Genomic DNA, 25271 nt, shown 5'->3' on the forward strand with positions numbered 1-25271 from the left:
TGGAGATGAAAAGAGTTATCGGGTTATCTGTTCTGTTGCTTGTCCTCTATTCAGCTGTCGCTTTCGCACAATTTGAGGGGACCGTCGGAGTGGGGGTGCATGCCGGATACGGCAACAGTGCCGGAAATATCGGGGCAGGCCTCCATCTGCATTATTACCATACCAACCAGTTGCGGTTTTCGCCGGCATATACCCGTTACCTGCCGGGGAAAGGGGTGAGCATGTGGGAGGTAGATGCTGACGCACATTACCTGATTCCCGTTACATGGCTCTTCTCATTTTATCCGGTGGCTGGTCTGAACTATTCCAACCGGAAGTTCGACTCATCCAAAATGGATGGATCCGACCCGGTCGACATTACAAGGCGACGCATTGGAGCTAACCTGGGGATGGGGCTTCAGTATGACTTCGGCTACAAGACAAGGGTCAGTTTCGAATATCGGCACCGGTTTATCAGGGACTTTTCGCACTCCTGTTTCATGGCGGGAATCGGATTCTGGATATGATTGAATAACTCAACATTGGCAACTCTACAGGATGAAAGACTTTATTACAAGTGAGATAAAAAACGAAAACGCGGTATTGGTCGGGTTGATCACCCCTGACCAGGGAGAGGAGAAGGTCAACGAGTATCTGGACGAGCTGGCTTTCCTGGCGGAAACGGCAGGGCTCTATCCCGGCAAACGATTCGTCCAGCGCCTCGAGATGCCCAACTCGGTCACTTTTGTCGGCACTGGCAAATTGAAAGAGATTGCCGAATATGTGCTGGATGAAGATAATCGGGTAGGTGTAGTTATTTTCGATGATGAGTTATCGGCAAAGCAGATACGGAATATTGAAAAAGAACTGAAGCTCAGGATTCTCGACAGGACAAGCCTGATTCTCGATATCTTCGCGATGCGCGCACAGACATCGCATGCGAAAGCGCAGGTTGAGCTGGCCCAATATCAATACCTGTTACCCCGGCTCACCAGGCTGTGGACCCACCTGGAGCGCCAGCGAGGCGGAGGTGGAGTCATCATGCGCGGACCGGGGGAGACACAGCTGGAAACCGACCGCCGGATTATTCTCGACCGCATTTCACGGCTGAAGAACGAACTCAAGGAGATTGACAAGCAGAAATCGGTTCAGCGTAAAAACAGGGGGAAGCTTGTGCGGGCAGCGCTTGTCGGCTACACCAATGTGGGCAAATCTACACTGATGAACCTGTTGAGCAAATCGGAAGTATTTGCAGAGAACAAACTGTTTGCCACCCTCGACACCACCGTCAGAAAGATTACTATTGAGAACCTGCCCCTGCTGTTGACCGATACGGTGGGATTTATCAGGAAACTGCCCACCAACCTGATCGAGTCGTTCAAATCGACCCTCGATGAGGTGCGTGAAGCCGACATCCTGATCCATGTGGTGGATATTTCACATCCGGCGTTCGAGGAGCAGATAGAGGTGGTTGAAAAGACACTTTACGAAATCGACAAAACCGAAAAACCTACCATATTGGTTTTCAATAAAATAGATGCATTTAGCCACATTGAAAAAGAGGAGGACGACTTGACCCCCAGGACACGGCAGAACAGATCTCTCGAGGAACTGAAACAGTCGTGGATGGGTAAACTTAAGGAGAATGCCATTTTCATTTCAGCAAAGAACAAAACCAATATTGATGAACTGAAAACGCTCATCTACACAAAAGCACGTGAAATACATATCCAGCGGTTTCCCTACAACGATTTTCTGTATCAGACTTACGACGAAGAGACGGAAATGTAACCCCTCGTCTGCCCGGGAGATTACCTCCCGGGGCAGACTACTGGAGATGCTCACTGGCTTACTGTTCATTTCACAGGAATGGAGATTGACCCATAACTATCCGCTCTTCATTCTGGTTGGAAAAGTTGACTGCGGGATGTTTGAAAAGGAGCCCCCTCTATTGTAGCGGTAACGGTTGTCCGGAGAAGCCGGTACGTCCCGTAACCAGCCCAATGCCATCACCTCAACTGCTTCGAATAGTACATGATCACCGCCAGGATGACAAAGAGTCCCAGACTGCCGGCAAGGAGGGCATAGCTCTCCATCTGGATCAGCAGGAAGAGGAAGAGATAAAGGAAGAGGAGCAACACTCCAATCTGCACTCCCTGCCTTTGACTGCCGAGGATACTTCCCATATGGAGCGAGATCAGCAGGGTGGTCATGACTGCCGCGATCAGGTAGGCCAGATTGAACCCGAGCAATTCCGACATGGAGAGCAGCAGGGTGTAGAAGAGGAGAAGCGCCAATCCGACGAGGAGATACTGGAAGGGGTTGATCCGCCTCTTCCGCATCAGTTCAATAAAGAGTACCGCGACAAACGTGAGCAGGAGAACGAGAATGCCATACTTCACACTCCTCATGTTCTGCCGGTACTGGTCCACCGCCTGGATAAACCGGACGCCAAACCGCGAAGCAGCCATCTGGTTGAGGGTATTGCTGTTGTCTGAACGGATAACCTGTCCGAAACTCCGGTTAAGGTCGAGTACTCTCCACTCTGCCACAAATCCCTTGTCGCTGATCTCCCGGGTCTGGGGAAGGAATTCCCCGTCGAAACTGGGTGTTGTCCAGTCCGACTGGATGGATGCGGTGGTTGTCTTGCCCGCTGGCACGACATAGATGCCCCGTGAACCGTTGAGTCGCATGGCGACGGAAAAGGGGTAGATCTCCTGCAGGGCCGAATCGGGAGTTGGGAAAGCGGGTTTCGCATTCAAGCCCACACTGAACAGTTCATAGAGCATGTTGTCTGACGCACTCCCTCTTCCGGGTTCCAGGTTTTCCACAGGAATCCCCGGTTCGAAAATGGTGACCTCCCCGTCCTGTTCCAACGAGACCTGCTCCTGTATTCCTTTCAAATCGGAGAGGCCAATAATCATCCGCACATCGTTCCACTTCACTTGAGAGGGATTCAGATTTTGCCGGGCGATCACCGAAATGTCGAACTCTCCTGTCAACAGGATATTCGACCTGTAGACCGACGCATCATAGATACCCCGTCTCCTCTCCTCCACACTGGTGGAGATTTTCGCATCCAGCGTTTCAGGCAGTAGCAGCAGGTTCCTTCTTTCAACGATCTCCCGCTTCTCTTCTACCCGAATCTCCTCATAAGGAATCACCAGGCACGGTCCGGTGATCGTCTGCTCCCCGCCCCACTTCGACGTAATCTCCCTTACCACCTCCTGTCGGGTGTTCTGCCGTTCCCCGATCAGTGACTGGATCATGGCGAGCGGGATAAGCAGCATCAGCGTGAGCATAGCCACAAAAAAGAGTTTTATGGTTGTAGCGTAGCGCTCAACGAGACCCGGCTTCTCTTCCCCTTGAGGGAAGTGGTTCATTTGTTCTTTTTTTTCTGTTTCCATATTGTTATTGATTATTGACCCATCTTACGGAAGCATCCGACATTCGCTCCAGGGTGGCGTCAAACAGAGAGGGCGTCTAGTCGGCCGTCTGCCTGATCAGTGCCTCCAGGGCCTGCAGATGCACCTTGAATGCCTGTTCGCCTGCTGGCGACCTGGAATAGGTGGTTCGCGGCTTCCGATCGACAAACTGCTTTTTCACATCAATATACCCCAGACCTTCCAACGTCTTGAGATGGCTGGCCAGGTTACCGTCGGTAAGTCCCAACATCTCCTTGAAGGTGTTGAACTCCACCTCGTCATTGACCATCAGCATCGACATGATTCCCAGGCGCACCTTGCTTTCAAAGGCTTTGTTGATATCGTCGAGATACTCCTTCACGATTTACCCTCTTTTCTTTCAACAGTGACGTAGAAATAGATTCCATACAAAATATGGAGCAGACCGAAACCGGCAGCCCAGAAACACAATCCTTCGGCAGGGAAAAATGCGGCCAGCAAGCCCAGCACCATCTCCGCACACCCTAAACCGAAGATATTGCCGTAGGTGTACTTGGAGGCGTTGATCAATGAGACACCGTAAAACAGCAATGTGGCTGGCAAGATCAGCTCAAAGTACCCGTTAAGGAGCAGGGCCCCGCAAAAAAGGGCTCCTGCCGCAAGGGGCAGAAAAAAGTTGAAAAAGGTACGGTATGCCGGCTTGTTGAAGAATGGGTGTTGCCTCCTCCTCGCTTTTCTGATCGAGAAGAAGAGGATTGTCGACAGCGACAGCACAAATAGCAGGAGGGCGGTAACAAACAGCCAAGAAACGATGCGATAATTGTCGGCTGTGAAACTGGCCGATGCGAGGAGATTCCTGGCGATAAATGATCCGACAAGGGCATAGAGGCCGACAAGGATGGTGGAGGTTCCGCTGAAGGAGATGAAGCGGGTCGACCGCTCCATCATCGAGCGGATCTCCTTTACTGCTTCTAAAGCTTCACGATTTTTCATATAAAAAGTACTTTGTCGTACAAAGTAAATAAGAAAATTGTAAAGCCGGTACGCACGGTACCGACTTTAACTTATTTTAATCATTGCGGTTGGCCGGTACGTACAATGGTAACCGGACCGAGGAGACCATACTCCTTTAACGGGAGATCCGGTCGGGGACCCTCAATGGTCCAGGTCTTCCGCTCTGCTTCGGGCAGACCGGCGTCGTAGACCAGGCGGTTGAACCAGGTGCTGGTGACCTCCACCCGGAGGCTATTCTCACCCTCCTGTAGGTAGCCGGTGATCTCCAGCAGGTAGGGAGAACTCCAGCGCCTGCCCGCATCCCTGCCGTTTACCGTTACCCGGGCGATCATCTCCACCCTGCCCAGATCAAGAAAGTAGGCGCTGCTCTCCTCAATCCGGTCCAGCCGGAAGGTGGTTTCATAGGCGGCAGTTCCGGAGAAAGCTTTTCCCTCATCCGTCAGCGGAAGCTCCTTCCAGGGCTGCAACCGGTCGATAGTCACTGGCGACTGCTCCACGCCCCATCCTTCGGGGAAGTGGATCTTCCAGGCGGCCTGGCCAAGGTGGGCAACCGGAATGGATACCGGCTGTTTCACCGGTTTCACCGATTTTTCTCTGCTGATCCTCAGGAAGCAGGAGTTCCCGGCTGGAATATCCACCTCAACTTCAGTATAACCGCCCAAGGTACGGGAGGGGAGGGCAAAGATCTCGCCAGTCATGGGATCCCACATCTCTACATTTCCCGACACACGGAAGGCCACGACTCCGCTATACCCCTCTTCAGGAGGCATCGAAAGGAAATAGATGTCGGACTGGCCGGTCTGCCGGTGCAGCCAGCGAAGCTTCGGTGAGCGGGCCGCCAGATCGGGCAGGATCTCCTCTGTCTCCAGCACCCGGGCAATATCGGATGTGGAGTATACCCTTCCTTTTCCCAGGGTAAGCTGCTCCTGCGAACCGTCTCCCCAGAGTTTCCTGACTGCCATGTCGAACCTCCGCCGGGCAACGTCACCTCCGCTCAAGGTGGCGAGACCAGCAGGAGGATCGCCGGCAACGATCGCTCCGGCCTCGACAAGCGAAGCAATCTTCTCCAGGGTTTCGGGCAACATCCGCTTGCAGTCGTACAGCCAGAGCAGACGGTAGCTGATTCCTTCGGGAGTGACCAGCTGGCCGTCACGAACCGACAGGCGATTCAGCAATATGTCGGGATTGCAATAGTCATAAGAGTACCCCTCGGGGAAGGGAAGATTCTGGAGCGGTTTGTGATTCTGCTCGTCACCCAGGTACATCAAAACGTCAGATACCGGCCTGCCCGCTTCCAGCATGTAGTTACACCTGGCCAGGTAGTCGGTGAAACCGGGCATGTGTTGCCACCAGGTCTGCAGGCGCAGAAACGGGGTCCCGATTCCGGTCCCGAACGAAGAACCGGGCGGCAGGAAGTCGGTTCTCGGATTGTGGGTATAGGTGTGGAACACCAGGTGGGTCACCCCGCGGGCAAAATGGTCGTCGGCAAAATCCTTCAGAAATCGGGGATGCTCATTCCAGGTAAGTTCGAACGAGGTGAACGCTTCGGCGGCCACCCGTTTTTTGCCGTAGCCTCTGGCGGCGGATACCGCCGGCTTTACCGGCTTGAATTCGATGCTTCCCACAAAGGAGTCGGAACGTGGCTGCCAGAACTCGCACATCGGAATGTCGGCATGCTTGTAATACTCCAGGATATCACCGGGGAAGACATCGCCCGAGGCGGTCTCGAACGAGACTGTCAGCCCATGCTCATTGGCCAGCCGCTTCATCTCGCCGAAGAAATTCTCTACCAGCAGATCGTTCAGGGTCACCCGCCAGTCGCGCAGGAATCGGGCGGTATTTTCAGGATTCTCCAGGACATATCCGAACAGGGCAGGCAGCATGGGATGGAGCGGATAGCTCCACTTCTGCCCGAAGAGCTCATCCAGACCGGGGGTCCAGGTTTGCCGTTTGCACTCCCAGCTGTCGAGCAGGACGCCCTGCAGTAATCCTCCATTGAGCACGCCATCATCCCTGATCAGCCGGCCGATATAGCCATTGAAATTGGTCCGGATGCCGTCGGGATGAAGTTTTGTGGCCTCCCAGCCTGTCGCCTCGGCGGGTGCCGGCCCGTTCTTCTGGCCGGTGTTGACATGGCCGATACGGAGGATGGTCCACTCTCCGGCAGGAACATCCCAGATCAGTTTTCCGTTTGCATCCATCCGGTCGGTTATATCTCTCACCGTGGCGGGATCTACCCAGGCACGGGAATCTTGCCGGGGATAGGGCTCCCTCACGATCCGTCTTAACGTCCATGCAGCCTCCGACTCCCAGTTCTGCTGACGGGCTGCAGAGTAAAAGTTGATGTAGCGGAGAGTCATCTCATGGAGGTTGGCGATCTCGATCCGGTAGGAGTCGGATCTCACCTCTTCACAGGCGATCGAAACGGGCATATCGTCCTGCCAGTTGGCTGGCGGCATGTCGATAAAGGCAACCTCACGTCGTTCGCCACCGGGCAGGTTGGCATAGAGGGTTACCTTCACCCCCGGTTCATAGACCCAGGCATGGGAATAGGAGTCGATGGGGGGAAACTCGACGGTCCGCAGGGTGACCTGCTGGGGAAAGGTGATATCGATTGTGGCAGGCTCCTCTGCCGATGGAGCGAGGATCAGCGGTTTTTGATCTACCAGGCAGTCACGCCAGGCCAGGTCGGACCGGTTAGCTGTAACTGTGGATGGAATCAACCGTTCACCGGTATCTCCCTCGGGTGTGGGAAAGGCGATCACGAACAGGTCGCGGTAGTCGCGCCATGGCTCCTCACTACCGCGGGGGTTGGACAGGATGGTGTCGGTCGTGGCTCCACCGGTGAGATCGGTCCGGGAGAATACCAGATGGCGCATGGAGTTCTCCGGCTCGATCCACGGTCCCCCGGCATACGACCATCCGGGGCAATTCTGCATGGTAAAGCGCAGATTCAACCGTTTGCACTCCTCCGCGGTCCATTGTACCAGCTCGTCCCAATCTTCACTCAAGGCCCCTATCTGCGGATCCACACCGGGCCATGCGCCGCCAAACTGACCATGAAAGAACTGGATACCGGAGATCCCGGCAGCGGCGATTGCCTCGAGATCGGCAGTTATTCCAGCCTTGGAGACGTTACCGCCAATAAAATGGTACCAGGTTTCGGGATAATGCTCCCTTCCAGGATTGCGGAACTCCGCTTCAGTGACATCCCGACTGGATCCTGTTCTGTTGCAGGATGCAACAACAAGGCTGAACAAAAGCGGGAAGATCGCCAGGACAATGGTTGTCCGGCGAACAACATATGTTTTCATAGGCATAACAAATAATATATCTCTATCTTTTACAGAGGGCCTCGTTAAGGGCTATCACACCCTCCTCGTAATGTTCACGCGAGATGACGAACTGCATGTTCACCTGCATCAGCGACTGGGCGAAACTCTCCACGTTTATACCCTTTTCGTGCAATGCCTTTGCGGCCCGGTAGAGGAAGCCGGGCATCGCGATATTGGTTCCCATGGCACAAATGATTGCCGCCGGCTTGACCGTAACCTGATAGAACACCTCCTTGAGTACGCGGATCAGCTCGCTGGCCCGTTCGTTGTCCCAGATCACCATGGTGATGGAGTTGGCATTGGTCGACTTCAGGATATAGCTGACGTTATGTTTCTGGAAATAGTGCATGATCCGGGCGTCGTAACCCACTTCACCCACCATCATCGGATCATGGATCTCCACGGCGATCACCTTGCGCGACCCCGATACGATCTCCACCCTCGGTTCGGGTGAGACATAGTCGCGGGAGATAAGGGTTCCCGGGTGTTCCGGCTCGAACGTGTTCTTGATCCGGATATTGATTCCCGCCAGCTCAAGGGGTTTAGCCGCTTTCGGATGGATCGCCTCCATCCCGATATCGGCCAGCTGGTCGGCAATGATGTAGTTGGTTTGTCCCACGGGGATGCTGTTCTCCACTCCCACAATCTTGGGATCTGCGCTGGAGAGGTGGTACTCCTTGTGTATGACCGCCTCGTCGGCCTTCACTTCAACCGCAATCTTGCTGAAGGTGACCTCCGAGTAACCCCGGTCGAATGCCCGCATGATCCCCTCGGTTCCCTTGGTATAGCCAGTAGCGACACAAACGATATTGCTGAAATCTACCCCTGCAAATTCGCGATGGATCCGCTGGTCGATAGTCAGCGGTTCGTTGTCGTTAAAACCGCAAAGATCGATAAACCGCGCGTTGATGCCGTTGTTGTTCAGGATGTTCACCGAATTCCATCCCGAGTGCGCCTCGCCGATAGAGGCCAGGATCTCCCTGGCAGCCAGGTGTATATCAGCCATATTCACATATCCCGATGCCAGCACCTTGCCCAAGCTGTAGAGCAGTGTCTTGGCCTGGTCGATCCTGAAACGGATGAAGTCGCGCGCCTCCTTCAGATCCAGCCCGATATCGGCAAATCCGTCGTTGATCAGTAACAGTCGCTGACAAAATGAATCGAGTGCGCTGCTGTAATCCTCGCCCCTGAGGAACTTGTTATAGATTCCGGGTTCACCTGTTTTCTTGTGTTCCAGTAACCAGTTGGTGACGTTATTGTATGCCGAGACGACAAATATCCGGTTGTAATACTCATCGCCCTTGCGGTTGCCCTTAATGATGTTTTGCAACACATCCTGAAACTGCGACATGGATGTTCCGCCGATTTTTTCTACTGTAAGCATCGTAATGTAATGATTTATTGGGAAGCACAAAGATAAAATATTTTTTCTTATTCGGTAACCCGATAGCCGAAACCCGATTTCAACTCTTCATAAAGGCGGTGGATAGGCAAACCCATCACGTTAAAGTAGGAGCCTTCGATCTTTTTCACCGCCACGTAGCCGATCCACTCCTGCACACCGTAGGCGCCCGCCTTGTCCATCGGGCTGTATTTTTCCACGTAGTATGCAATCTCCTCCTCCGACAGGTCGGCAAAGGTCACCCGGGTAACTTCGGAGAAGGTTACCTGTTTGGTCAATGAGGTGAGGCAGACACCGGTAATGACCCGGTGCGTCTGTCCGGAAAGCTCGCGGAGCATCTCTTTTGCCCCGGCATTGTCGGTCGGTTTCCCGTAGACCTTTCCATCGAGCAACACAATGGTGTCGGCCGTGATAAGGAGTTCATCCTCCTTCAGTTGCGACATATAGGCCGATGCTTTCTTCCCCGCGAGGAACTCTGCCACCTGCTCGGGAGAGAGATCGTCGCCGTACGATTCATCTATATCGGGTAATGTTCTCACTTCATATCCGATATCGATACCGGAGAGAAGCTCTTTTCGCCGGGGGGAATTGGAGGCGAGAATCAGACGATAATTTGCAATTGACATTCCTTGAATTTTACACAAAGGTACAAAAACAAGTTTGTTTTTTGTAAATTTGTGGCAAACTCACTGCTTATGACTGTCGATATTTGCCTTTCACCGGTTCTTTACCCCCATTATCAACAAGAGAACGATCTGGTTGTGGTGGCCGATATATTCCGGGCTACCACTACCATGTGTACTGCATTCAACAACGGAGCTGCAGCCATAATCCCGGTTGCCGACATCGAAGAGGCAAGGCGGTACCGGGCAGAAGGGTATCTGGTAGGAGCCGAACGGAAAACCCGCCGTGTGGAGTTTGCCGATTTCGGCAACTCACCGTTTGAATACAGGCCGGAAATAGTGGCGGGCCGTGAGATTGTCTTCACCACGACCAACGGCACAAGGGCCATTGAGGCGGCAAAAGATTGTGACAGACTGTTAATCGGGGCATTTTCCAATATCGATGTAGTGGCCGATGCCTGTTTTTCGTCGGGAAAGAGGGTGGTTGTCTTGTGCGCCGGCTGGAACGGTAGAGTAAACCTGGAAGATACGCTGTTTGGCGGTGCGCTTCTGGAAAGGTTGTCGAAAAGGGATGAGGTGGTTTTCGGATCGGATGCCGCACGGATAGCATTGGAGTTGTGGGGAAAGGCCAACCGCTCCCCCCTGGATTACCTGAAAAAGAGCGACCATTACAGTCGCCTTACAGCCAGCGGGGTGGAAGGAGATGCCGCCTACTGCCTGCAGCAGAACACAGCTCCGGTCTTACCCTGCTATAACCGGGAAAACGGGAAGTTGACCCTCTTGCGGTAACCCCTAATCGTCCCAGTCCAATTCGTCGAAATCGAACATATCGGTAAACTGTTCCAGGTCGCGCCGCTCTTTTTTGGTGGGACGTCCTGTACCGCGCTGCCGGTCGACAAACCCGCTGATCTTGTTCAGTTCCAGAATCTCATACTGCTCGGGCGGGGTGACATTTTCCATGAATTGCGGAACCAGTTTTGCGCCCATCCGTTTATCGGTCAGCCCCAACACCTTGAACGAGAAGGTGACCGGTGGTTTTCGCACCTGCACAACATCTCCTGTACGGATCATCCTCGAGGGCTTCACCGGGAGGTCGCCGATCATCACGCGACCCTTCTTGCACGCCTCCGCCGCTGCGGTACGGGTTTTGAAAATCCGCACAGCCCACAGCCACTTATCGATACGAACTTCATCCATCTTGTCCGGAAACTCCCGTTCTGACTATCTATTGTTATACTGATTCATTGTTATCTCTACCCCGGCCAGGCAAAAACTGCGAACAATCTCGGCAGCCTTCTCCAACCGCTCCGGAAGAGACTGCTTCTCTTCACCGGAAAACTCGTCCAGCACATAATCTACCTGTGCGCCGCGGGGAAAATCGTTTCCGATACCGAACCTCAGCCTGGCATATTGCTGGGTACCCAATATCTGTTCAATATGTTTCAACCCGTTGTGACCGGCACTGCTCCCCTTCGATTTCAGTCGCAATGTCCCAAATGGGAGGGCCAGGTCGTCCACGATGACAAGCAGGTTTTCCAACCCGATATTCTCCTTCTGCAACCAATAACGGACTGCATTCCCGCTCAAATTCATAAAGGTGGATGGTTTCAGCAGCAGCAGCGACCGGTTCTTCACCCGGGTTTCGGCGACAAAACCGTAGCGCCTGTCCTGAAAAACAGTATTGGACGCCTTTGCAAAAGCGTCCAATACCATAAATCCTATGTTGTGGCGGGTATTCTCGTACTCCGGGCCGATATTGCCCAACCCCACAATCAAATACTTCATTTCAATCTCTTCACTTTACCATTACTGTCCCTTGGCTGCAGCACCTCTTGCGGCACGTGTCAGCTGAACGCGGCAAACAACGGCATTCTTGGCATTCAACAGCTCAAGTCCTTCGAAACTCAACTCACCAACCTGAATAGATTTGCCCAGTTCGAGATTCTCTACGTTGATAACCAGTTCCTGCGGCAATTTCTCAGCCAGAGCCCTAACTTTCAGCTTGCGCATATCGAGCGACAGTTTACCACCCGACTTGACACCGGCTGCCAATCCTTCCAACCGTACCGGAAGTTCAATTTCCACCGGAACATTAGGGAATACATGCAGGAAGTCGATATGGAGAATGTCATCCTTTACGGGATGGAACTGTATCTCCTTCAGAATCGCCATTGAAGGCTTCCCATCCAGAACAAGGTTGATCAGATAAACTTCGGGCGTATAGATGAGGTTGCGAACATCGCTGTTCTTCACCACAAAGTGGACATTGTTCTCATTGTTTCCACCATACACCACACACGGGATAAGCCCTTCACTGCGGTAGCTTCTCGCTGCTTTTTTTCCGAAATCTGCTCTGATTTCGCCTTTCAAATCGTACGTTTTCATCCTTTTTAAATTTTGTTTGTGTTACTCAAAATAAAGCCAGTAGTTGCTTCTTTATTTCCCATCACACGAGGGAGCCTTCAAAAGCGGCGCAAAGATAGTGATATTCTTTTTATTATGCAAATTCACCTGACTCTTTTCTTCAGCTCCTCCACCGGAATGCTCATCAGCCTTCCGATCGGCTTGCCATTGCGGTAGGTGATGATGCGCATCAAGGATGCATCCCTGGGTATCGGTTGCGGGCTGTCGTACCTGGGATAGAAATTGTCGGGCGTGGAGCTGTCGAAACTGGTATAGATCTCCAACCCGTCGATCTCCGTTGTCAGCGTTACGACATACTGCTCCCCTTCGCGGGTTACACGTATGATCGGGTCATAGATGGCCGGTGAATATTTAGTCTTGCCGTAATCTAGCCGGACAAAATGGTGCTCGGTCTTCGCAGCGAACCGCTTCCAATCTTTTTTCTCCTTCGGGGACCAAAGCGATTCGGCGATGGCAAAACCGCGTGGCCAGGTCATGTACTCCGCCTGACGGATATTGTAGACCTGTTCTGTCCAGAGGTTGGCCTGCCCTCCCAGAATAAACCGGGCATCGGCCCCTTCCGGAACCGGATCGAACTTGTAGGTCTGGTTCAGCCGCAACGAGGCGTAGACCTTCGGTTCCGTGGAGATGTCACCCTGCATGTAATCGATATAGGCATAGGTGGTGGGACTCATCACGACAAAATGGGCCGACTTGGATGCCTCGATGCCATGATTTACACCGCGCCAGCTCATCAGGGCGGTGGTGGGGGTGATGCCTCCCTCCAGGATCTCGTCCCAGCCCATCATCTTCTTCCCTTTCGACTGGATGATCCGTTCGAGCCGTTTGCCGAAATAGGATTGAACGCCTGCCATATCCTTGATCCCCTCGCGCTCCATCAACCGTTTCACATCGGGACTCTTCTTCCAGTAAGTGTAGGGCGCCTCGTCGCCGCCAGTATGAATATACTCGAACGGGAAAAGTGCGGCCACCTCCCCCATCACCTTGTCGAGGTATTGATACACCTTCTCGTTGGCAGGATTCAGCGTGTTTTCATATAACGCTTCGGGACGTCCCCCCGTATTCCAGTCCATGAAAGGGGCCCCCGTACGAACCGCGTGCTCACCGCTTTCCGGGAAACAGGCCAGCTCGGGGTATGCCGCCAGGAAAGCCGAACTGTGCCCGGGAACATCGATCTCGGGCATCACCTCGATGTTCCGCTCCTTGGCATAACGCACAATCTCCTTCACCTCCTCCTGCGTATAGAAGCCACCGTAACTCTTCGGTGCGGCGGGATCGGGCAGGGAGAAGCCCCCAAACCAGCCGATCTGCTCCTGCCGCCATGCCCCAACCTCGGTCAGCCTGGGCAGGCTCTTGATCTCGATACGCCACCCCTCGTCGTCGGTAAGATGCCAGTGGAAGCGGTTGTATTTATACTTCACCATATTGTCCAGATAACGCTTCACCTCATCTACGGTAAAGAAGTGGCGGGCAACATCCAACATCAGTCCCCGCCAGGCCACCCTGGGATAATCAGTGATCTCCACCTGGGGAATCTGCCAGACTATCCCCGGCTCGGGGCGGTCACTCTCGATCTGGGGCGGGAGTAGCTGGAGCAGGGTCTGAACCCCATAGAGCAATCCGGCCGGCTTGTTTGCACTGATGCTGATCCTGCTGGAGGTGACCGATAAAGCATACCCTTCGTCGCCAATGACCGGATCAGCCTTTTTATTGATATTCAGAACAATATCGGCATTGGACCCCTTGCTGTCCAGGGTTACCTGCTTGCCAGGTGCAACGGAAAGTTTTTTTATCAGGTATTCATTGACAATACCCATTCCATCTCCCCGGGGAGATGAGATCACTATCTTGTCGGGGAGCTGATAGCTGCCACCCTTTCTTGTCACGGAAACTGGCTCCGGAATGATTGAAATTTCAGGTTCAACCTGCTGGCCAAAAGAGAGAAGAGCGAATAGAGAGACGGTAATTAATAGGAAAAACTTCTTCATTGTAATTATTTAATTATTTCAGTTTCGTATTTAGCGACCCATCTGTCGCTGATTTGCCAAGAGAAAAGAGCAAGTTCCGTTTCAGACAACAGCCATATATGTCGCCGTTACTGTTCAAGATCTGACAACGGTGCTTATCCATTGCAAATTTACTAAAAAAAGAGATGCTGCCGAGCAGTTTTGTCAAACATCGGCACGGATCAAAACCGAAATCGCAAATATTTATTACCTTTGCACACCAATATAACAGTTAATTTTTATGGATACAGTACTTAGCGGAATCCGGTCGACGGGCAACCTCCATTTGGGAAATTATTTCGGTGCTTTACGCAACTTTATCCGGATGCAGGACGAAAACCGGTGTTTCTTTTTTATTGCCGACATTCATTCACTGACCACGCATCCCGACCCGAAGGAGCTGCACGGAAACGTCAAAAACGTATTGGTGGACTATCTGGCGGCGGGTATCGACCCCGAAAAATCGGTCATCTACATCCAAAGCGATGTGCCGGAAGTTGCCGAGCTGTATCTCTACCTGAACATGCATGCCTATATGGGAGAGTTGGCCAAGACCACCTCGTTCAAGGAAAAGGCGAGAAAACAGCCGGAGAACGTGAATGCGGGACTCCTCACCTACCCCACACTGATGGCTGCAGATATCCTTATTCACAATGCCGACAAGGTACCGGTAGGGAAAGACCAGGAGCAGCACCTTGAGATGACCCGTAAATTTGCCCGCAGGTTCAACAACTTTTACGGCGTGGAATTTTTCAAGGAGCCGGTTGCTTACAATTTCGGGAAAGAGCTGGTGAAAATTCCGGGACTGGATGGCAGCGGAAAGATGGGAAAATCGGAAGGAAACGCCATCTATCTGGCAGATTCGCCCAAAGAGATCGAAAAGAAGGTGAAACGGGCCCTTACCGACTCCGGACCCACCGAGCCCAACTCCGTCAAGCCCGATTATATCGAGAATCTGTTTACCATTCTGCGTGTGGTCTCAACGCCCGAAGTGGTTCAACATTACGAGGAGAAATGGAACAGCTGCGAGATCCGGTATGGAGACCTGAAAAAACAGCTGGCCGAAGATATCATCAAAGTGACGACGCCCATCCGTGAACGGATCCTGGAGATTGAGCGGGACGACGCCTACCTGCGAAAAGTCACCCGTGAAGGGGCCGAAAAGGCACGGGAAAATGCGTTGAGAACCATTGTCCCCGTAAGAGAGATCATCGGGTTCAAGAAATTTTAGCACAGGATAAAAAAAGTGACCCAAATTTGAGGAATGACGGTGTCATTCCTTTTTTTGTTAAACTTTTCGCATAAAAGATTGTTCAGACTCAGTAAGTACTAACAACCGTTTTATGCTACCATTTAAGCCCATAGAGTTAAAAGATAAGGAGGTCATCAATTCCTATCTATGCAAACAGAATTACAGGGCATCCGACCTCTGCTTCACCAACCTGTTCTGTTGGGGTAAAAAGTTTGACACCCAATTTGCGACCAAAGGAGAATGGTTTTTCGTCAGGTTCAGGGATAACAACGGCCGGAACTCATACCTCAAACCAATTGGTGGCAGGAACATCAGGGAGGCTATCGACATGATCATGGATGATCACAAGCAGTTTGACACTGTATTCCAGATCAGGGGGTTGACCCGGGAGATGATGGATGAGATCGAAGCGGAGATGCCGGATATTTTCGATTACAAGTTCAATCGAAGTGTGTCTGACTATATCTACAGTTCGGAGAAACTGGTCAACCTCACCGGAAAGAAGTTACAGAGCAAGAGAAACCACATCAACCGGTTTAAGCGCGAGAATGAATGGGAGTATGGATCGCTTTCGGGAAATCCGTCACTGATAAAAGAGTGCAAGGAGATGCTCGACCAATGGATGGAGATCAACATGGCCGACAAGGATCCGTCGCTGGTTTACGATGATGTGGCCACCACACTGATGCTGGATAATTTTGAGTACCTGGGGTTGAAGGGGGGGGGCATCCGGGTGAGGGGCAAGATCGTCGCATTCACCATCGGGGAGCCGCTTACCCGCGATACGTTTGTGGTACACGTGGAGAAGGCGTACACCTCCATTCATGGCGCCTACAGTATCATCAACCAGCAATTCGCCGAACATGAGACAACCGGGTTTACCTATATAAACCGTGAAGAGGATATGGGTTTCGAGAACCTGAGAAATGCCAAACTCTCATATCAGCCCGATATCCTGCTCGAAAAGTACAACGCACGCCTAAAGGATCGATCGCGATGATACGGTATGCCGACAACAGTAGCCGTCAAGCGGTTTTCGACATGTGGAAAACCGTCTTCGGGGACTCGCCTGAATATATGGAGATCTATTTCAGGGAAAAATACAGGAACGAAAACACGCTGATCTATTTCGACAGCGGAAAGGCGGTCTCCTCCCTGCAAATGCTCCCATTCCGGTTCTCGTTTCATGGCCGGATGATTCCTGTTGCCTATTTTTCCGGACTATGTACCTTGCCCGAGGCGCGACGAAAAGGGTTTATGGGGGCCTTGATCCGAAGAGCTTTCGACGAATTGGAGAAAAGAGCCGTTCCCCTCGTCATGCTGGTTCCGCAGGATGAACCGGTAATGAACTACTACAGGCAGTTTGGCTTTGTTCAAACCTTCGACGAGGGAGTAGTGCTGCCCGATCTGCATCAACTTCTATCCGGCTCGGAGAATCTTGATCTGGCATACGGGGAATTCAACTCCTTTTTCCGGCATCGCGATATGGCCATTCAACACAGTGTCGACCACTTCAGGGCAATAGCCGAAGAGGCTGCCCTCTTCGGCTATCCGCCAAAAAGAAGCTTGACGGGAATGTCGCGCGTGATCGATGCGGAGAAATTGCTGGCCATATTTGCCGCGGCCCATCCCGAAACGGCACTCACCCTGAAGGTGTCAGATTCCCTGATTGAAAGAAACAACGCTTATTTCCAGCTGGAGAACGGCAGGGTCTCAATCCCTGAAGAGGGAGCGGCTCCGAAACTGGAACTGGATGCCGGTGAACTGACGCGGCTGCTGACTGGCTACAGGATTGCTGAAATGGGAGAAGAGTACACCTTATATTTTCCTGAAAAAGAGCCGCTGATCGGTTACATGATGGAATAAAAAAAGGTCACCTCGCTAGAGATGACCTCTTTTGTCTTCGGTTTATCCTGCTATTATCAATAAGGTAAAAAAGATTGTTTTAGGTTATCGATACAAAGATAGGTCACTTTAACCATACTTGCCAAATATTTTTACATGTTCTATAACATATTTTTCAATTTCTCCTCTTTTTTTTGCTTCCAAAGCCATCAGTCCATCAATTCTTGCTGGACGGGAACAAAAAAGAGAGCTACGTTAAACCCGTCGACTCTCTTTTTTCTTTTTCCAGTGAAAATTTTATTTTCTCAGACCCAGCTCCTTAACAATGGCCCTATACCTCTCGATATCTTTTTCGACCAGGTAATCGAGCAAGCGACGACGCTTACCCACTAAAATTTTCAGTGCACGTTCAGTGTTATAATCTTTTTTATTTGACTTCAAATGTTCAGTCAAATGCGAAATACGGTATGAAAACAATGCTATCTGCGCTTCAGGCGAGCCAGTGTCAGTGTTAGACTTCCCGTACTTGGCAAAGATTTCCTTCTTTTTTTCAGAGTCTAAATACATAAAACTTGTTTGTAAATAAAATTATATAAAAAGTTTCGGGTGGCAAAGATACAGCTAAATTTTCAGATTACAAACATTTTAGAACTATTTATTCTGCACGCCGTATCAATCTCCCGCTCAACCTTCGTATGGCGTTGGTAATCTCAATATCAGGCTCAATCACGTTATATTCACCCCAGAAATCGGGATCCTGAAAGTGCTCCACCTTTTCAGCAATCACATCGGTAGACCGGATACGCTCCTCCCTCGGAAATTTGTTGACCCCATCCCGGTACCTGTCGGTAACGGCCATCTCGGAGTTGATGGTGTAGTTTGTGGCAAAAAGCCCAAAGAAGCGGTTGGTCCACCTCACCCTGAATCTGACCTGGGTGCTGCTGTAGTTGAAAAACCACTTTCCGTCATCTTCGATGAAATCGGCCACATAGCTGGCCTCCTCCACATCAACCTTCATCTTCGAGGGCTTCCGGCGGATGAAGATATTGGAAGCATCCCTCCTCCCCTCCACATTCATATTGAACTCCATCCGGCTGATGGCCAACGACTCCCTGTCGAGAAAGAGCTTCCCGCGGAAGAGAATATCGGTTATTCCCGGCAGGGGCAAGAAGCTAATCTCGTAATGCGGCTTGTTGTTGATGCTGACCATTCTTTCGATGGTGAAGTTATACTCATCGCCCCTTTCCCCAAATACTATTTCGGGATTCTTGGCCACATCCAGCATAAGAGCCGTACTGATTCCACCCTGAAATTTCAACAGCACGGTATCACGCGGGGAGATGTCGGTCGCCTTCCTGCCGATATAGATCTTTGCCTGATCAGTCTCGTAGGAACGGTAGGAAGATTTGTAGACATCCAGCACAGTCTCCACCAGCGAGATATAATTGGAATTTTTCTTGATCGACTCCCGATAGAACGCCACCATCATGGTGGGATCTACGGCATAGTTCTGCGGTATGCGGTTCAACGCCTCCCGTATCAGCTCGCGACCATTTCCCGACACCACCTCTAATGTTCCCAGTTCAATGAACGAGGGCTGCAGCACGATGTGGTTATTAGGCTTGTCGATCAGTGTAACGACCGGAATCTCAAGGTTCTCGTATCCCAGGTATCGGATGATCAGTCTGGAGTTCCTGGCCGATTCCGGAACCCTAAGCGTAAAGTATCCATCCTGATTGGTTACGGTCGAAATATTCAGGGTTCCTACGGTCACACTCGCATTGGAGAGCGGTTCACGGTTATCGGCCGCCAATACCCTGCCACGCAACGTATAGCTCTCTGCCGGCAACAGATTATTGCCAAAGAGTTGAAAACTAAAGAGAAGAAGCATCAGCAAATGAGCCATCCGACTATTTTTCATTGAGATGGAAAGATTAAGTTGTTAGTCACAATCAGGATCCGAACGCTACACAAAGTAAATATTTTTAATGAAACAATCAAACTAAACCTCAATGTTTTAACTTTATTTTTTCATCAATCGCCATAGGCCGGGCTACTTCCCTTCTCCACCTTGCGGAGTGTGGTCTGTTCAGGCAACCGGAAGGTTTTGAATCTCCCGCCCTTCAATTAATGGGGCTGAGTCAGCAAATGGTAAACATTAATTGCCTAAATTTGTAGAGAAAAACAGGAAAAAGAGCATGGCGTACAAATACGATTTTCTGGTCATCGGATCGGGTATTGCAGGGATGAGCTACGCCCTGAAAGTGGCAAAATATGGCAAGGTGGCCATTGTTGCCAAGACTACACTCGAGGATGCCAACACCTTTTATGCCCAGGGAGGCATTGCATCGGTGACAAATCCCTGGGACAATTTCGAGAAGCACATTGCCGACACGCTCGATGCCGGGGCAGGTCTCTGCGACCTCCGGGTTGTGGAGCGTGTTGTAAAGGAGGCGCCTGCACAAATCAAGGAGTTGATCAGCTGGGGGGTCGATTTCGACAAGGATGAGGAGGGAAATTTCGATCTGCACCGGGAGGGAGGACACTCCGAGTTCAGGATCCTGCACCATAAGGACAGTACCGGAGCCGAGATCCAGACAAGCCTGATCAAAGCCATCCGAAACCATCCCAACATTGATGTATTCGACAACCACTTTACCATCGAGATACTGACCCAGCATCACTTGGGACAGGTGGTCACCCGCCACACTCCCGGAATTGAGTGTTACGGAGCCTATATCCTGGATTTACAGACACAGGAAGTATTGACATTCCTTTCACGCATAACGATGATGGCTACCGGAGGGATCGGGTGCATCTATCAGACGACCACCAATCCGCTGGTTGCCACCGGCGACGGCATTGCAATGGTTGCACGGGCCAAGGGCGAGATAAGGGGCATGGAGTTTGTGCAGTTTCATCCCACCGCATTATATCATCCGGGTGTACGCCCTTCCTTCCTCATCACGGAGGCGATGCGTGGATACGGTGGCATATTGAGGACAAAGGATGGCAAGGAGTTCATGCAGAAGTACGACGAGCGGTTATCGCTTGCACCGCGTGATATCGTTGCCCGTGCCATCGATACGGAGATGAAGAACAGGGGCGATGATCACGTCTACCTGGATGTGACCCACAAGGATCCGGAGGAGACAAAAAAACATTTCCCTACCATCTACGAGAAATGCCTGAGCTACGGCATCGACATCACCAGGGAGATGATCCCGGTAGCGCCCGCAGCGCACTACCTGTGCGGAGGCATCCTGGTCAGCCTTGACGGAGAGACCAGCATTAACCGGCTTTACGCCAATGGCGAGTGTGCATGCACCGGCCTGCACGGAGCCAACCGCCTCGCTTCAAACTCGCTCATCGAGGCGGTGGTCTTTGCCGACTCGGCGGCCAAACACTCCCTGCCCCGTTTCAGGAATTTCACTTTCCGGGAAGATATTCCCGACTGGAATGCAGAAGGCACCACCTCCACCGAGGAGATGGTGCTTATCACTCAGAGCTACAAGGAGGTGGGTCAGATCATGTCTTCCTATGTAGGGATCGTCCGCTCCGATATCCGTCTGCAGCGGGCCATGGACAGGCTGAACATCCTGTTTCGCGAGACCGAGAATCTGTTCCAGCGTTCGGTAGTATCACGCGAGATCTGTGAGCTCCGGAACATCATCAAGGTGGGATATATGGTCATCAAGCAGGCCATGGCACGCAAGGAGAGCCGCGGGCTGCACTATACCATCGATTATCCCGGCCAGAACACTGACTCAACCCTATAACCGCCCATTCATGAGACCATCCATCAACATAAACGGCAACCTGATCGACCTCTCCACACCGCTGGTCATGGGAATCGTGAACATAACGCCCGACTCCTTTTTCCAGGAGAGTAGAAAACAGTCGGAGAGCGAGATCGTCAATCGTGTCAGGCAGATTCTGGAAGAGGGTGGCAGGATCATCGACATCGGAGGCCAATCCACATCACCCACCTCTTCACTGATTCCTGCAACTGAAGAGTTCAACCGGCTGGAACCGGCATTGCGGATCATCCGCAAGGAGTTTCCCGATGCCATCCTCTCCGTCGACACCTTCTATTCGGAAGTGGCCAAACCGGCAGTAGAAAAATATGGCGTAAACATCATCAACGATATCTCGGGCGGCCAGATCGACGGCAAGATGTTCGATACGGTTGCCCGGCTCAATGTACCCTACATCCTGATGCATATGCGCGGCACACCGCAAACCATGCAGCAGCATACCGGTTACGACAATCTTATCCAGGAGATTCTCTACTATTTTTCCGAGAGGATAGCCAAGCTGAACCTGCTGGGAGTGAACGACATCATCATAGATCCAGGCTTCGGGTTCAGTAAAACGATGGATCAGAATTATCAGTTGATGGCTTATTTAAAATATTTCAATATCTTTGAGGTACCGATCCTGGCAGGCATCTCCCGAAAATCGATGATTTACAAATTATTGGAATGCTCACCACAGGAGAGCCTGAATGGGACAACGGTCCTGAATACCGTTGCCCTGTTGTCGGGAGCCGCCATCTTGCGCGTTCATGACGTGAAAGAGGCGGTGGAGTGTGTGAAAATTGCAAAAAAGATAAGCAACAGCGTCATATGTTCGAACACTTTGGAATAAAAGATTTTATCGACATCCTGCTGGTAGCCGCACTGTTGTACTACCTGTTCAAGATGGTGAAGATATCGGGAATGCGCCCGCTCTTTATCGGAATTGTGGTCTTCATGATTATCTGGGTACTGGTATCGCAAGTGTTCGACATGGTGCTTCTGGGCTCTATCCTCGATCAGTTTGTGGATATCGGACTGATATTGCTGGTGATCCTCTTTCAGGATGAGATCAGGAGATTCCTGATGTCGCTCGGCTCGAAGAAGGGATGGAAGTTCATCTCGAAACTCTTTGTGCCGGTCGACAAGCAGCAGAAAGACATCTCTCACATCACCTCGATCGTACTGGCCTGCATGAACATGTCGAAAGCCAAGGTCGGGGCACTGATCGTCATTCAGGGCGATCTTCAGCTCAGCCTGTATGAGCAGAGCGGTGAGATCATCAATGCCGATGTCTCCTCCCGGCTGATTGAGAATATTTTCTTCAAGAACAGTCCGTTGCACGATGGCGCCATGATCGTGGTAGGGAAGAAGATCAAGGCCGCCGGCTGCATTCTCCCCATCTCCCAGAACCCGAACATTCCCAAGCATATGGGACTCAGGCACCGTGCGGGACTGGGCATAACGCAGGAGACCGACGCCAAGGTGATTGTCGTTTCGGAGGAGACCGGAAAAATAACATTTGCCGAGGAGGGAAGACTGAAGGTGAACGTAAATCCCGAAGAGTTGCAGCAGTTGATCCTGGCAGAATAGTATCGCTACAATGACGTTACATCATCTATCCATCATCAATTATAAGAACCTGGCCCAGGTAGAACTGGAGTTGTCGCCCAAGATAAACTGCTTTGTGGGAAACAACGGCATGGGCAAGACCAATCTGCTGGATGCCGTCTACTACCTCTCGTTCTGCCGGAGTTACACCAATCCTGTCGACAGCCAGATCATCAAGCACGATGCCGATGTCTGCATGATACAGGGAAGATACCTGATCGAGGGACAGGAGACGGAGGAGGAGATCTATTGCGGATTGCGCCGGCGACAGAAGAAACAGTTCAAGCGAAACAAAAAGGAGTACGAGAAATTGTCTGACCATATCGGTTTTATTCCGCTGGTAATGATCTCCCCGGCCGATATCGGGATTATCCAGGGAGGCAGCGACGAGCGGCGGAGGTTCATGGACATCGCCATCTCGCAGTTCGACAAAAGCTACATGCAGGCGCTGATCCGGTACAACAATGCGCTGCAACAGCGTAACGCCACCCTGAAAATGGAGGGGAACGCAATCGATCACACCCTGCTGGAGCTCTGGGAAGAGCAGATGGTGATGGACGGCGAGCTGATAGCTGAAAAACGGCAAGCATTCGTAAAGGAGTTTATCCCTGTTTTCGACGAGTTTTACAAAAGGATCAGTCTCTCCAACGAGAAAGCCACCTTCGACTATGTTTCGCAACTGAACGATGGCAACTTCAGGGAGATCCTTCGCCAAACCCGCCAACGCGATATGGCGCTGGGACACACTACCACCGGTATTCACCGCGACGAACTGGAGATGCTGCTCGACGGGTTCCCAATAAAGAAGGTGGGGTCGCAGGGACAGAACAAAACCTATTTCGTATCGATGAAGCTGGCACAGTTCCATTACCTGCTCAAAACCGGGAAAAGGAGACCCATCCTGTTGCTCGACGATATTTTCGACCGGCTCGACGCCAACCGGGTGGAAGAGATCGTGAAACTGGTATCAAGTGATGAGTTTGGCCAGATCTTCATCTCCGACACCAACCGGGAGTCGTTCGACAAGATATTGAGCCGCATCAACAACAGTCAGCATATCTATTCGGTAAAAAACGGAGAAGTTACGATTTATGGATAAGAAAAATGCCCAACCCATAGCAACCATCCTCTCGGCTTTCTTCGATGAGAATCCCGGGTTGAAGAGCTCGATGGCCGAACACCGTGCCGTATCGGCATGGCGGGAACTGCTGGGCGAGGGTGTCTCGCACTATACCAGGAATGTCTATTTCCGGCGGAACGTCCTCCATGTGCAACTGACATCGTCGGTGTTGCGGGCCGAACTGATCATGAACAAACAGAACCTGATCGACAAGCTGAACGAACATGCAGGAATGGATGTAGTGAGCGACATCCTGTTCCATTAGAGGCGGGCCTCCGGAATTCCGTTCACCCTCGGCGTAGTTTTCCTGTCAGATATCTGCGTACCGGCTCATCGTAGAACTTAAGGAGAAGATAGGCCAACAGGATATTCCCCGCAAAGAGCAACAGGGCCACTGGCCAAGCCTGGGAGAAGAGAACTCCGTTGCCCCATAACCAGGCATAGAAGAGATACATGAAGGGGTAGTGAACCGCGTAAAGCGGATAAGATATATCGCCCAACAATTTGCAAAGTTTCGAGCTTTTTTTGTCGGTGATCTTCCCCGAAGCACCGAGATAAACCAGAAGCGGGAAAACAATCAGGATAGAGACCGCATCATAGAGCCCGTTTTTCCAGGGAGCCGTTCCGTCACCGATGTAGGGGACGGAGAGCAGGATGACGATCAGCAGCGCACAGATCCAGAAAGCGCCCCGGATCCGTACCGGCTTGAAATTTCGCGTCATCAGCAGGCCTGCCGAAAAGGAGAAGAGCAGACGAAGAGATCCGCCATACAGGTTGTAGTCGGCCATCGTCCATCCCACACCCAGATGCCCGAAACCGGAAAGGTTGAAGAGGGCAAACGAAGCCAATCCACCACCTGCAAGCAGCACAAGCAGCGTCAGGGCACCGGTAGGAAGGCGGCGGATGAAGAGTGCATACAGGATATTTCCAATATACTCGAAGAAGAGTGACCATATCGGTCCGTTCAACGGGAACATCTCCCCGTTACCGCGCACCTCGACAGATGATCCGGGAGCCGCGGGAATCAGGAAGAGGCTCAGGAGCAGGGCAAGCATCACAAGAGCCGGAGAGACGGGTGTCCCGTCCCACTGTTCGCCACCATGAATAAAAAAGGTGATGGCGCCCAACAGAAAGCCCAGGATAATCATCGGATGCAGCCGGATCAATCTCCGCCGGAAGAAATCCTTCACTTTCAATCCACCCTTCCACCGATCGTCATAGGCATAACCGACAACAAATCCGGAGAGGACGAAGAAGAAATCGACAGCCAGATATCCGTGGTTAAACCGCTAATCGATGGGGCTGGTTGCGAACCCTTCGAAAATATGGTAGAGAATGACCATCAGGGCTGCAACCCCGCGCAGTCCGTCGAGTATCTCATAGTGCGGTTTTCTATCTTGTACGAGGGAGGTTGAACCGGTAGTGTGGAACATAAATGTTGATTTGAAAGGCAGGAAAG

The 25271-nt window shown here is 51.7% G+C and carries 23 protein-coding genes and 1 pseudogene; 11 read left to right on the plus strand and 13 right to left on the minus strand.

All coding sequences use genetic code 11. From position 1 onward, the window contains the following. Positions 1-5 precede the first annotated feature (5 nt). Entirely contained in the window at positions 6-506 is a 501-nt protein-coding gene (locus ING2E5A_RS14720; protein WP_071138057.1) for an outer membrane protein, read from the plus strand. A gap of 31 nt (positions 507-537) precedes the next feature. Next, positions 538-1770 carry a GTPase HflX gene (gene hflX, locus ING2E5A_RS14725; protein WP_071138058.1) on the plus strand — a complete coding sequence of 411 codons (1233 nt, stop codon included), beginning with the start codon at positions 538-540 and terminating at the stop codon, positions 1768-1770. 218 nt (positions 1771-1988) lie between these two features. Here hflX and creD read toward each other — a convergent pair whose 3' ends face one another. From creD to ING2E5A_RS14755, 6 genes are all read right to left on the minus strand, one after another. After that, positions 1989-3386, minus strand: coding sequence for a cell envelope integrity protein CreD (gene creD, locus ING2E5A_RS14730; RefSeq protein WP_197678508.1), 1398 nt, complete (start codon positions 3384-3386; stop codon positions 1989-1991). 76 nt (positions 3387-3462) lie between these two features. Next, positions 3463-3765, minus strand: coding sequence for a winged helix-turn-helix domain-containing protein (locus tag ING2E5A_RS14735; RefSeq protein WP_083373385.1), 303 nt, complete (start codon positions 3763-3765; stop codon positions 3463-3465). Further along, positions 3762-4376, minus strand: a complete 615-nt coding sequence (locus tag ING2E5A_RS14740; RefSeq protein ID WP_071138059.1) for a hypothetical protein — start codon at positions 4374-4376, stop codon at positions 3762-3764. The genes ING2E5A_RS14735 and ING2E5A_RS14740 overlap by 4 nt, the downstream gene beginning before the upstream one ends. 80 nt (positions 4377-4456) lie before the next feature. Continuing rightward, the gene (locus ING2E5A_RS14745) at positions 4457-7711 is read right to left on the minus strand and encodes a glycosyl hydrolase (protein WP_071138060.1); all 3255 of its coding nucleotides are present in this window, start codon (positions 7709-7711) and stop codon (positions 4457-4459) included. Between the two features lie 22 nt (positions 7712-7733). Then, on the minus strand, positions 7734-9116 hold the full coding sequence (locus tag ING2E5A_RS14750) for an aspartate kinase (protein ID WP_071138061.1): 1383 nt from the start codon (positions 9114-9116) through the stop codon (positions 7734-7736). A gap of 47 nt (positions 9117-9163) precedes the next feature. After that, positions 9164-9760: a Maf-like protein gene (locus ING2E5A_RS14755; protein WP_071138062.1), complete on the minus strand. Its 597-nt coding sequence runs from the start codon at positions 9758-9760 to the stop codon at positions 9164-9166. A gap of 69 nt (positions 9761-9829) precedes the next feature. Here ING2E5A_RS14755 and ING2E5A_RS14760 point away from each other — a divergent pair, with 69 nt between their 5' ends. Then, on the plus strand, positions 9830-10546 hold the full coding sequence (locus tag ING2E5A_RS14760) for a 2-phosphosulfolactate phosphatase (RefSeq protein WP_071138404.1): 717 nt from the start codon (positions 9830-9832) through the stop codon (positions 10544-10546). Positions 10547-10549: 3 nt separating this feature from the next. Here the strand turns inward: ING2E5A_RS14760 and ING2E5A_RS14765 are convergent, their stop codons facing one another. The 4 genes from ING2E5A_RS14765 to ING2E5A_RS14780 form a co-directional block, all read right to left on the minus strand. Then, the gene (locus tag ING2E5A_RS14765) at positions 10550-10954 is read right to left on the minus strand and encodes an RNA-binding S4 domain-containing protein (RefSeq protein WP_071138063.1); all 405 of its coding nucleotides are present in this window, start codon (positions 10952-10954) and stop codon (positions 10550-10552) included. 24 nt (positions 10955-10978) lie between these two features. Next, on the minus strand, positions 10979-11542 hold the full coding sequence (gene pth, locus ING2E5A_RS14770; protein ID WP_071138064.1) for an aminoacyl-tRNA hydrolase: 564 nt from the start codon (positions 11540-11542) through the stop codon (positions 10979-10981). Positions 11543-11563: 21 nt separating this feature from the next. After that, positions 11564-12142, minus strand: a complete 579-nt coding sequence (locus ING2E5A_RS14775; protein WP_071138065.1) for a 50S ribosomal protein L25/general stress protein Ctc — start codon at positions 12140-12142, stop codon at positions 11564-11566. 122 nt (positions 12143-12264) lie between these two features. Then, a complete protein-coding gene (locus ING2E5A_RS14780; protein WP_071138066.1) occupies positions 12265-14169 on the minus strand; it encodes a beta-N-acetylhexosaminidase in 1905 nt (634 codons plus the stop codon). 259 nt (positions 14170-14428) lie between these two features. Here ING2E5A_RS14780 and trpS point away from each other — a divergent pair, with 259 nt between their 5' ends. The 3 genes from trpS to ING2E5A_RS14795 all read left to right on the plus strand — a co-directional run bounded on the left by trpS (position 14429) and on the right by ING2E5A_RS14795 (position 17305). Then, a complete protein-coding gene (gene trpS / locus ING2E5A_RS14785; protein WP_071138067.1) occupies positions 14429-15418 on the plus strand; it encodes a tryptophan--tRNA ligase in 990 nt (329 codons plus the stop codon). Between the two features lie 112 nt (positions 15419-15530). Then, a complete protein-coding gene (locus ING2E5A_RS14790; RefSeq protein ID WP_071138068.1) occupies positions 15531-16439 on the plus strand; it encodes a DUF2156 domain-containing protein in 909 nt (302 codons plus the stop codon). Further along, positions 16436-17305: a GNAT family N-acetyltransferase gene (locus ING2E5A_RS14795; protein WP_071138069.1), complete on the plus strand. Its 870-nt coding sequence runs from the start codon at positions 16436-16438 to the stop codon at positions 17303-17305. Before ING2E5A_RS14790 ends, ING2E5A_RS14795 begins: the two co-directional genes overlap by 4 nt. Positions 17306-17581: 276 nt before the next feature. On the opposite strand, the gene rpsO is transcribed toward ING2E5A_RS14795, so the two are convergent. Next, positions 17582-17851 carry a 30S ribosomal protein S15 gene (gene rpsO / locus ING2E5A_RS14800; protein ID WP_071138070.1) on the minus strand — a complete coding sequence of 90 codons (270 nt, stop codon included), beginning with the start codon at positions 17849-17851 and terminating at the stop codon, positions 17582-17584. Between the two features lie 88 nt (positions 17852-17939). After that, the gene (locus ING2E5A_RS14805) at positions 17940-19205 is read right to left on the minus strand and encodes a carboxypeptidase-like regulatory domain-containing protein (RefSeq protein WP_083373387.1); all 1266 of its coding nucleotides are present in this window, start codon (positions 19203-19205) and stop codon (positions 17940-17942) included. Between the two features lie 277 nt (positions 19206-19482). On the opposite strand from ING2E5A_RS14805, the gene nadB reads away from it, so the two are divergent. From nadB to ING2E5A_RS14830, 5 genes are read left to right on the plus strand one after another with little or no spacing between them, the layout of a single operon-like run. After that, entirely contained in the window at positions 19483-21063 is a 1581-nt protein-coding gene (nadB, locus tag ING2E5A_RS14810) for an L-aspartate oxidase (RefSeq protein ID WP_071138072.1), read from the plus strand. 10 nt (positions 21064-21073) lie between these two features. Beyond that, positions 21074-21934, plus strand: a complete 861-nt coding sequence (gene folP, locus ING2E5A_RS14815) for a dihydropteroate synthase (protein ID WP_071138073.1) — start codon at positions 21074-21076, stop codon at positions 21932-21934. After that, entirely contained in the window at positions 21913-22674 is a 762-nt protein-coding gene (gene cdaA / locus ING2E5A_RS14820) for a diadenylate cyclase CdaA (RefSeq protein WP_071138074.1), read from the plus strand. Before folP ends, cdaA begins: the two co-directional genes overlap by 22 nt. Positions 22675-22684: 10 nt before the next feature. Further along, positions 22685-23791 (plus strand): DNA replication/repair protein RecF, encoded by a 1107-nt coding sequence (gene recF / locus ING2E5A_RS14825; RefSeq protein WP_071138075.1) that lies wholly within the window; start codon positions 22685-22687, stop codon positions 23789-23791. Continuing rightward, positions 23784-24077: a DUF721 domain-containing protein gene (locus ING2E5A_RS14830; protein ID WP_071138076.1), complete on the plus strand. Its 294-nt coding sequence runs from the start codon at positions 23784-23786 to the stop codon at positions 24075-24077. Before recF ends, ING2E5A_RS14830 begins: the two co-directional genes overlap by 8 nt. 22 nt (positions 24078-24099) lie before the next feature. Here the strand turns inward: ING2E5A_RS14830 and ING2E5A_RS14835 are convergent. Next, positions 24100-25245, minus strand: a pseudogene (locus ING2E5A_RS14835) (acyltransferase family protein). Positions 25246-25271 lie beyond the last annotated feature (26 nt).

This window comes from Petrimonas mucosa, from assembly GCF_900095795.1.
GTDB lineage: Bacteria > Bacteroidota > Bacteroidia > Bacteroidales > Dysgonomonadaceae > Petrimonas > Petrimonas mucosa.

What these genes read in the sequence shown, in the direction of transcription:
- ING2E5A_RS14720 (WP_071138057.1), top strand. Translation starts at nt 6, where the DNA reads ATGAAAAGAGTTATCGGGTTATCTGTTCTGTTGCTTGTCCTCTATTCA.
- hflX (WP_071138058.1), top strand. Translation starts at nt 538, where the DNA reads ATGAAAGACTTTATTACAAGTGAGATAAAAAACGAAAACGCGGTATTG.
- creD (WP_197678508.1), bottom strand. Translation starts at nt 3,386, where the DNA reads ATGGAAACAGAAAAAAAAGAACAAATGAACCACTTCCCTCAAGGGGAA.
- ING2E5A_RS14740 (WP_071138059.1), bottom strand. Translation starts at nt 4,376, where the DNA reads ATGAAAAATCGTGAAGCTTTAGAAGCAGTAAAGGAGATCCGCTCGATG.
- ING2E5A_RS14745 (WP_071138060.1), bottom strand. Translation starts at nt 7,711, where the DNA reads ATGAAAACATATGTTGTTCGCCGGACAACCATTGTCCTGGCGATCTTC.
- ING2E5A_RS14750 (WP_071138061.1), bottom strand. Translation starts at nt 9,116, where the DNA reads ATGCTTACAGTAGAAAAAATCGGCGGAACATCCATGTCGCAGTTTCAG.
- ING2E5A_RS14755 (WP_071138062.1), bottom strand. Translation starts at nt 9,760, where the DNA reads ATGTCAATTGCAAATTATCGTCTGATTCTCGCCTCCAATTCCCCCCGG.
- ING2E5A_RS14760 (WP_071138404.1), top strand. Translation starts at nt 9,830, where the DNA reads ATGACTGTCGATATTTGCCTTTCACCGGTTCTTTACCCCCATTATCAA.
- ING2E5A_RS14765 (WP_071138063.1), bottom strand. Translation starts at nt 10,954, where the DNA reads ATGGATGAAGTTCGTATCGATAAGTGGCTGTGGGCTGTGCGGATTTTC.
- pth (WP_071138064.1), bottom strand. Translation starts at nt 11,542, where the DNA reads ATGAAGTATTTGATTGTGGGGTTGGGCAATATCGGCCCGGAGTACGAG.
- ING2E5A_RS14775 (WP_071138065.1), bottom strand. Translation starts at nt 12,142, where the DNA reads ATGAAAACGTACGATTTGAAAGGCGAAATCAGAGCAGATTTCGGAAAA.
- ING2E5A_RS14780 (WP_071138066.1), bottom strand. Translation starts at nt 14,169, where the DNA reads ATGAAGAAGTTTTTCCTATTAATTACCGTCTCTCTATTCGCTCTTCTC.
- trpS (WP_071138067.1), top strand. Translation starts at nt 14,429, where the DNA reads ATGGATACAGTACTTAGCGGAATCCGGTCGACGGGCAACCTCCATTTG.
- ING2E5A_RS14790 (WP_071138068.1), top strand. Translation starts at nt 15,531, where the DNA reads ATGCTACCATTTAAGCCCATAGAGTTAAAAGATAAGGAGGTCATCAAT.
- ING2E5A_RS14795 (WP_071138069.1), top strand. Translation starts at nt 16,436, where the DNA reads ATGATACGGTATGCCGACAACAGTAGCCGTCAAGCGGTTTTCGACATG.
- rpsO (WP_071138070.1), bottom strand. Translation starts at nt 17,851, where the DNA reads ATGTATTTAGACTCTGAAAAAAAGAAGGAAATCTTTGCCAAGTACGGG.
- ING2E5A_RS14805 (WP_083373387.1), bottom strand. Translation starts at nt 19,205, where the DNA reads ATGAAAAATAGTCGGATGGCTCATTTGCTGATGCTTCTTCTCTTTAGT.
- nadB (WP_071138072.1), top strand. Translation starts at nt 19,483, where the DNA reads ATGGCGTACAAATACGATTTTCTGGTCATCGGATCGGGTATTGCAGGG.
- folP (WP_071138073.1), top strand. Translation starts at nt 21,074, where the DNA reads ATGAGACCATCCATCAACATAAACGGCAACCTGATCGACCTCTCCACA.
- cdaA (WP_071138074.1), top strand. Translation starts at nt 21,913, where the DNA reads ATGTTCGAACACTTTGGAATAAAAGATTTTATCGACATCCTGCTGGTA.
- recF (WP_071138075.1), top strand. Translation starts at nt 22,685, where the DNA reads ATGACGTTACATCATCTATCCATCATCAATTATAAGAACCTGGCCCAG.
- ING2E5A_RS14830 (WP_071138076.1), top strand. Translation starts at nt 23,784, where the DNA reads ATGGATAAGAAAAATGCCCAACCCATAGCAACCATCCTCTCGGCTTTC.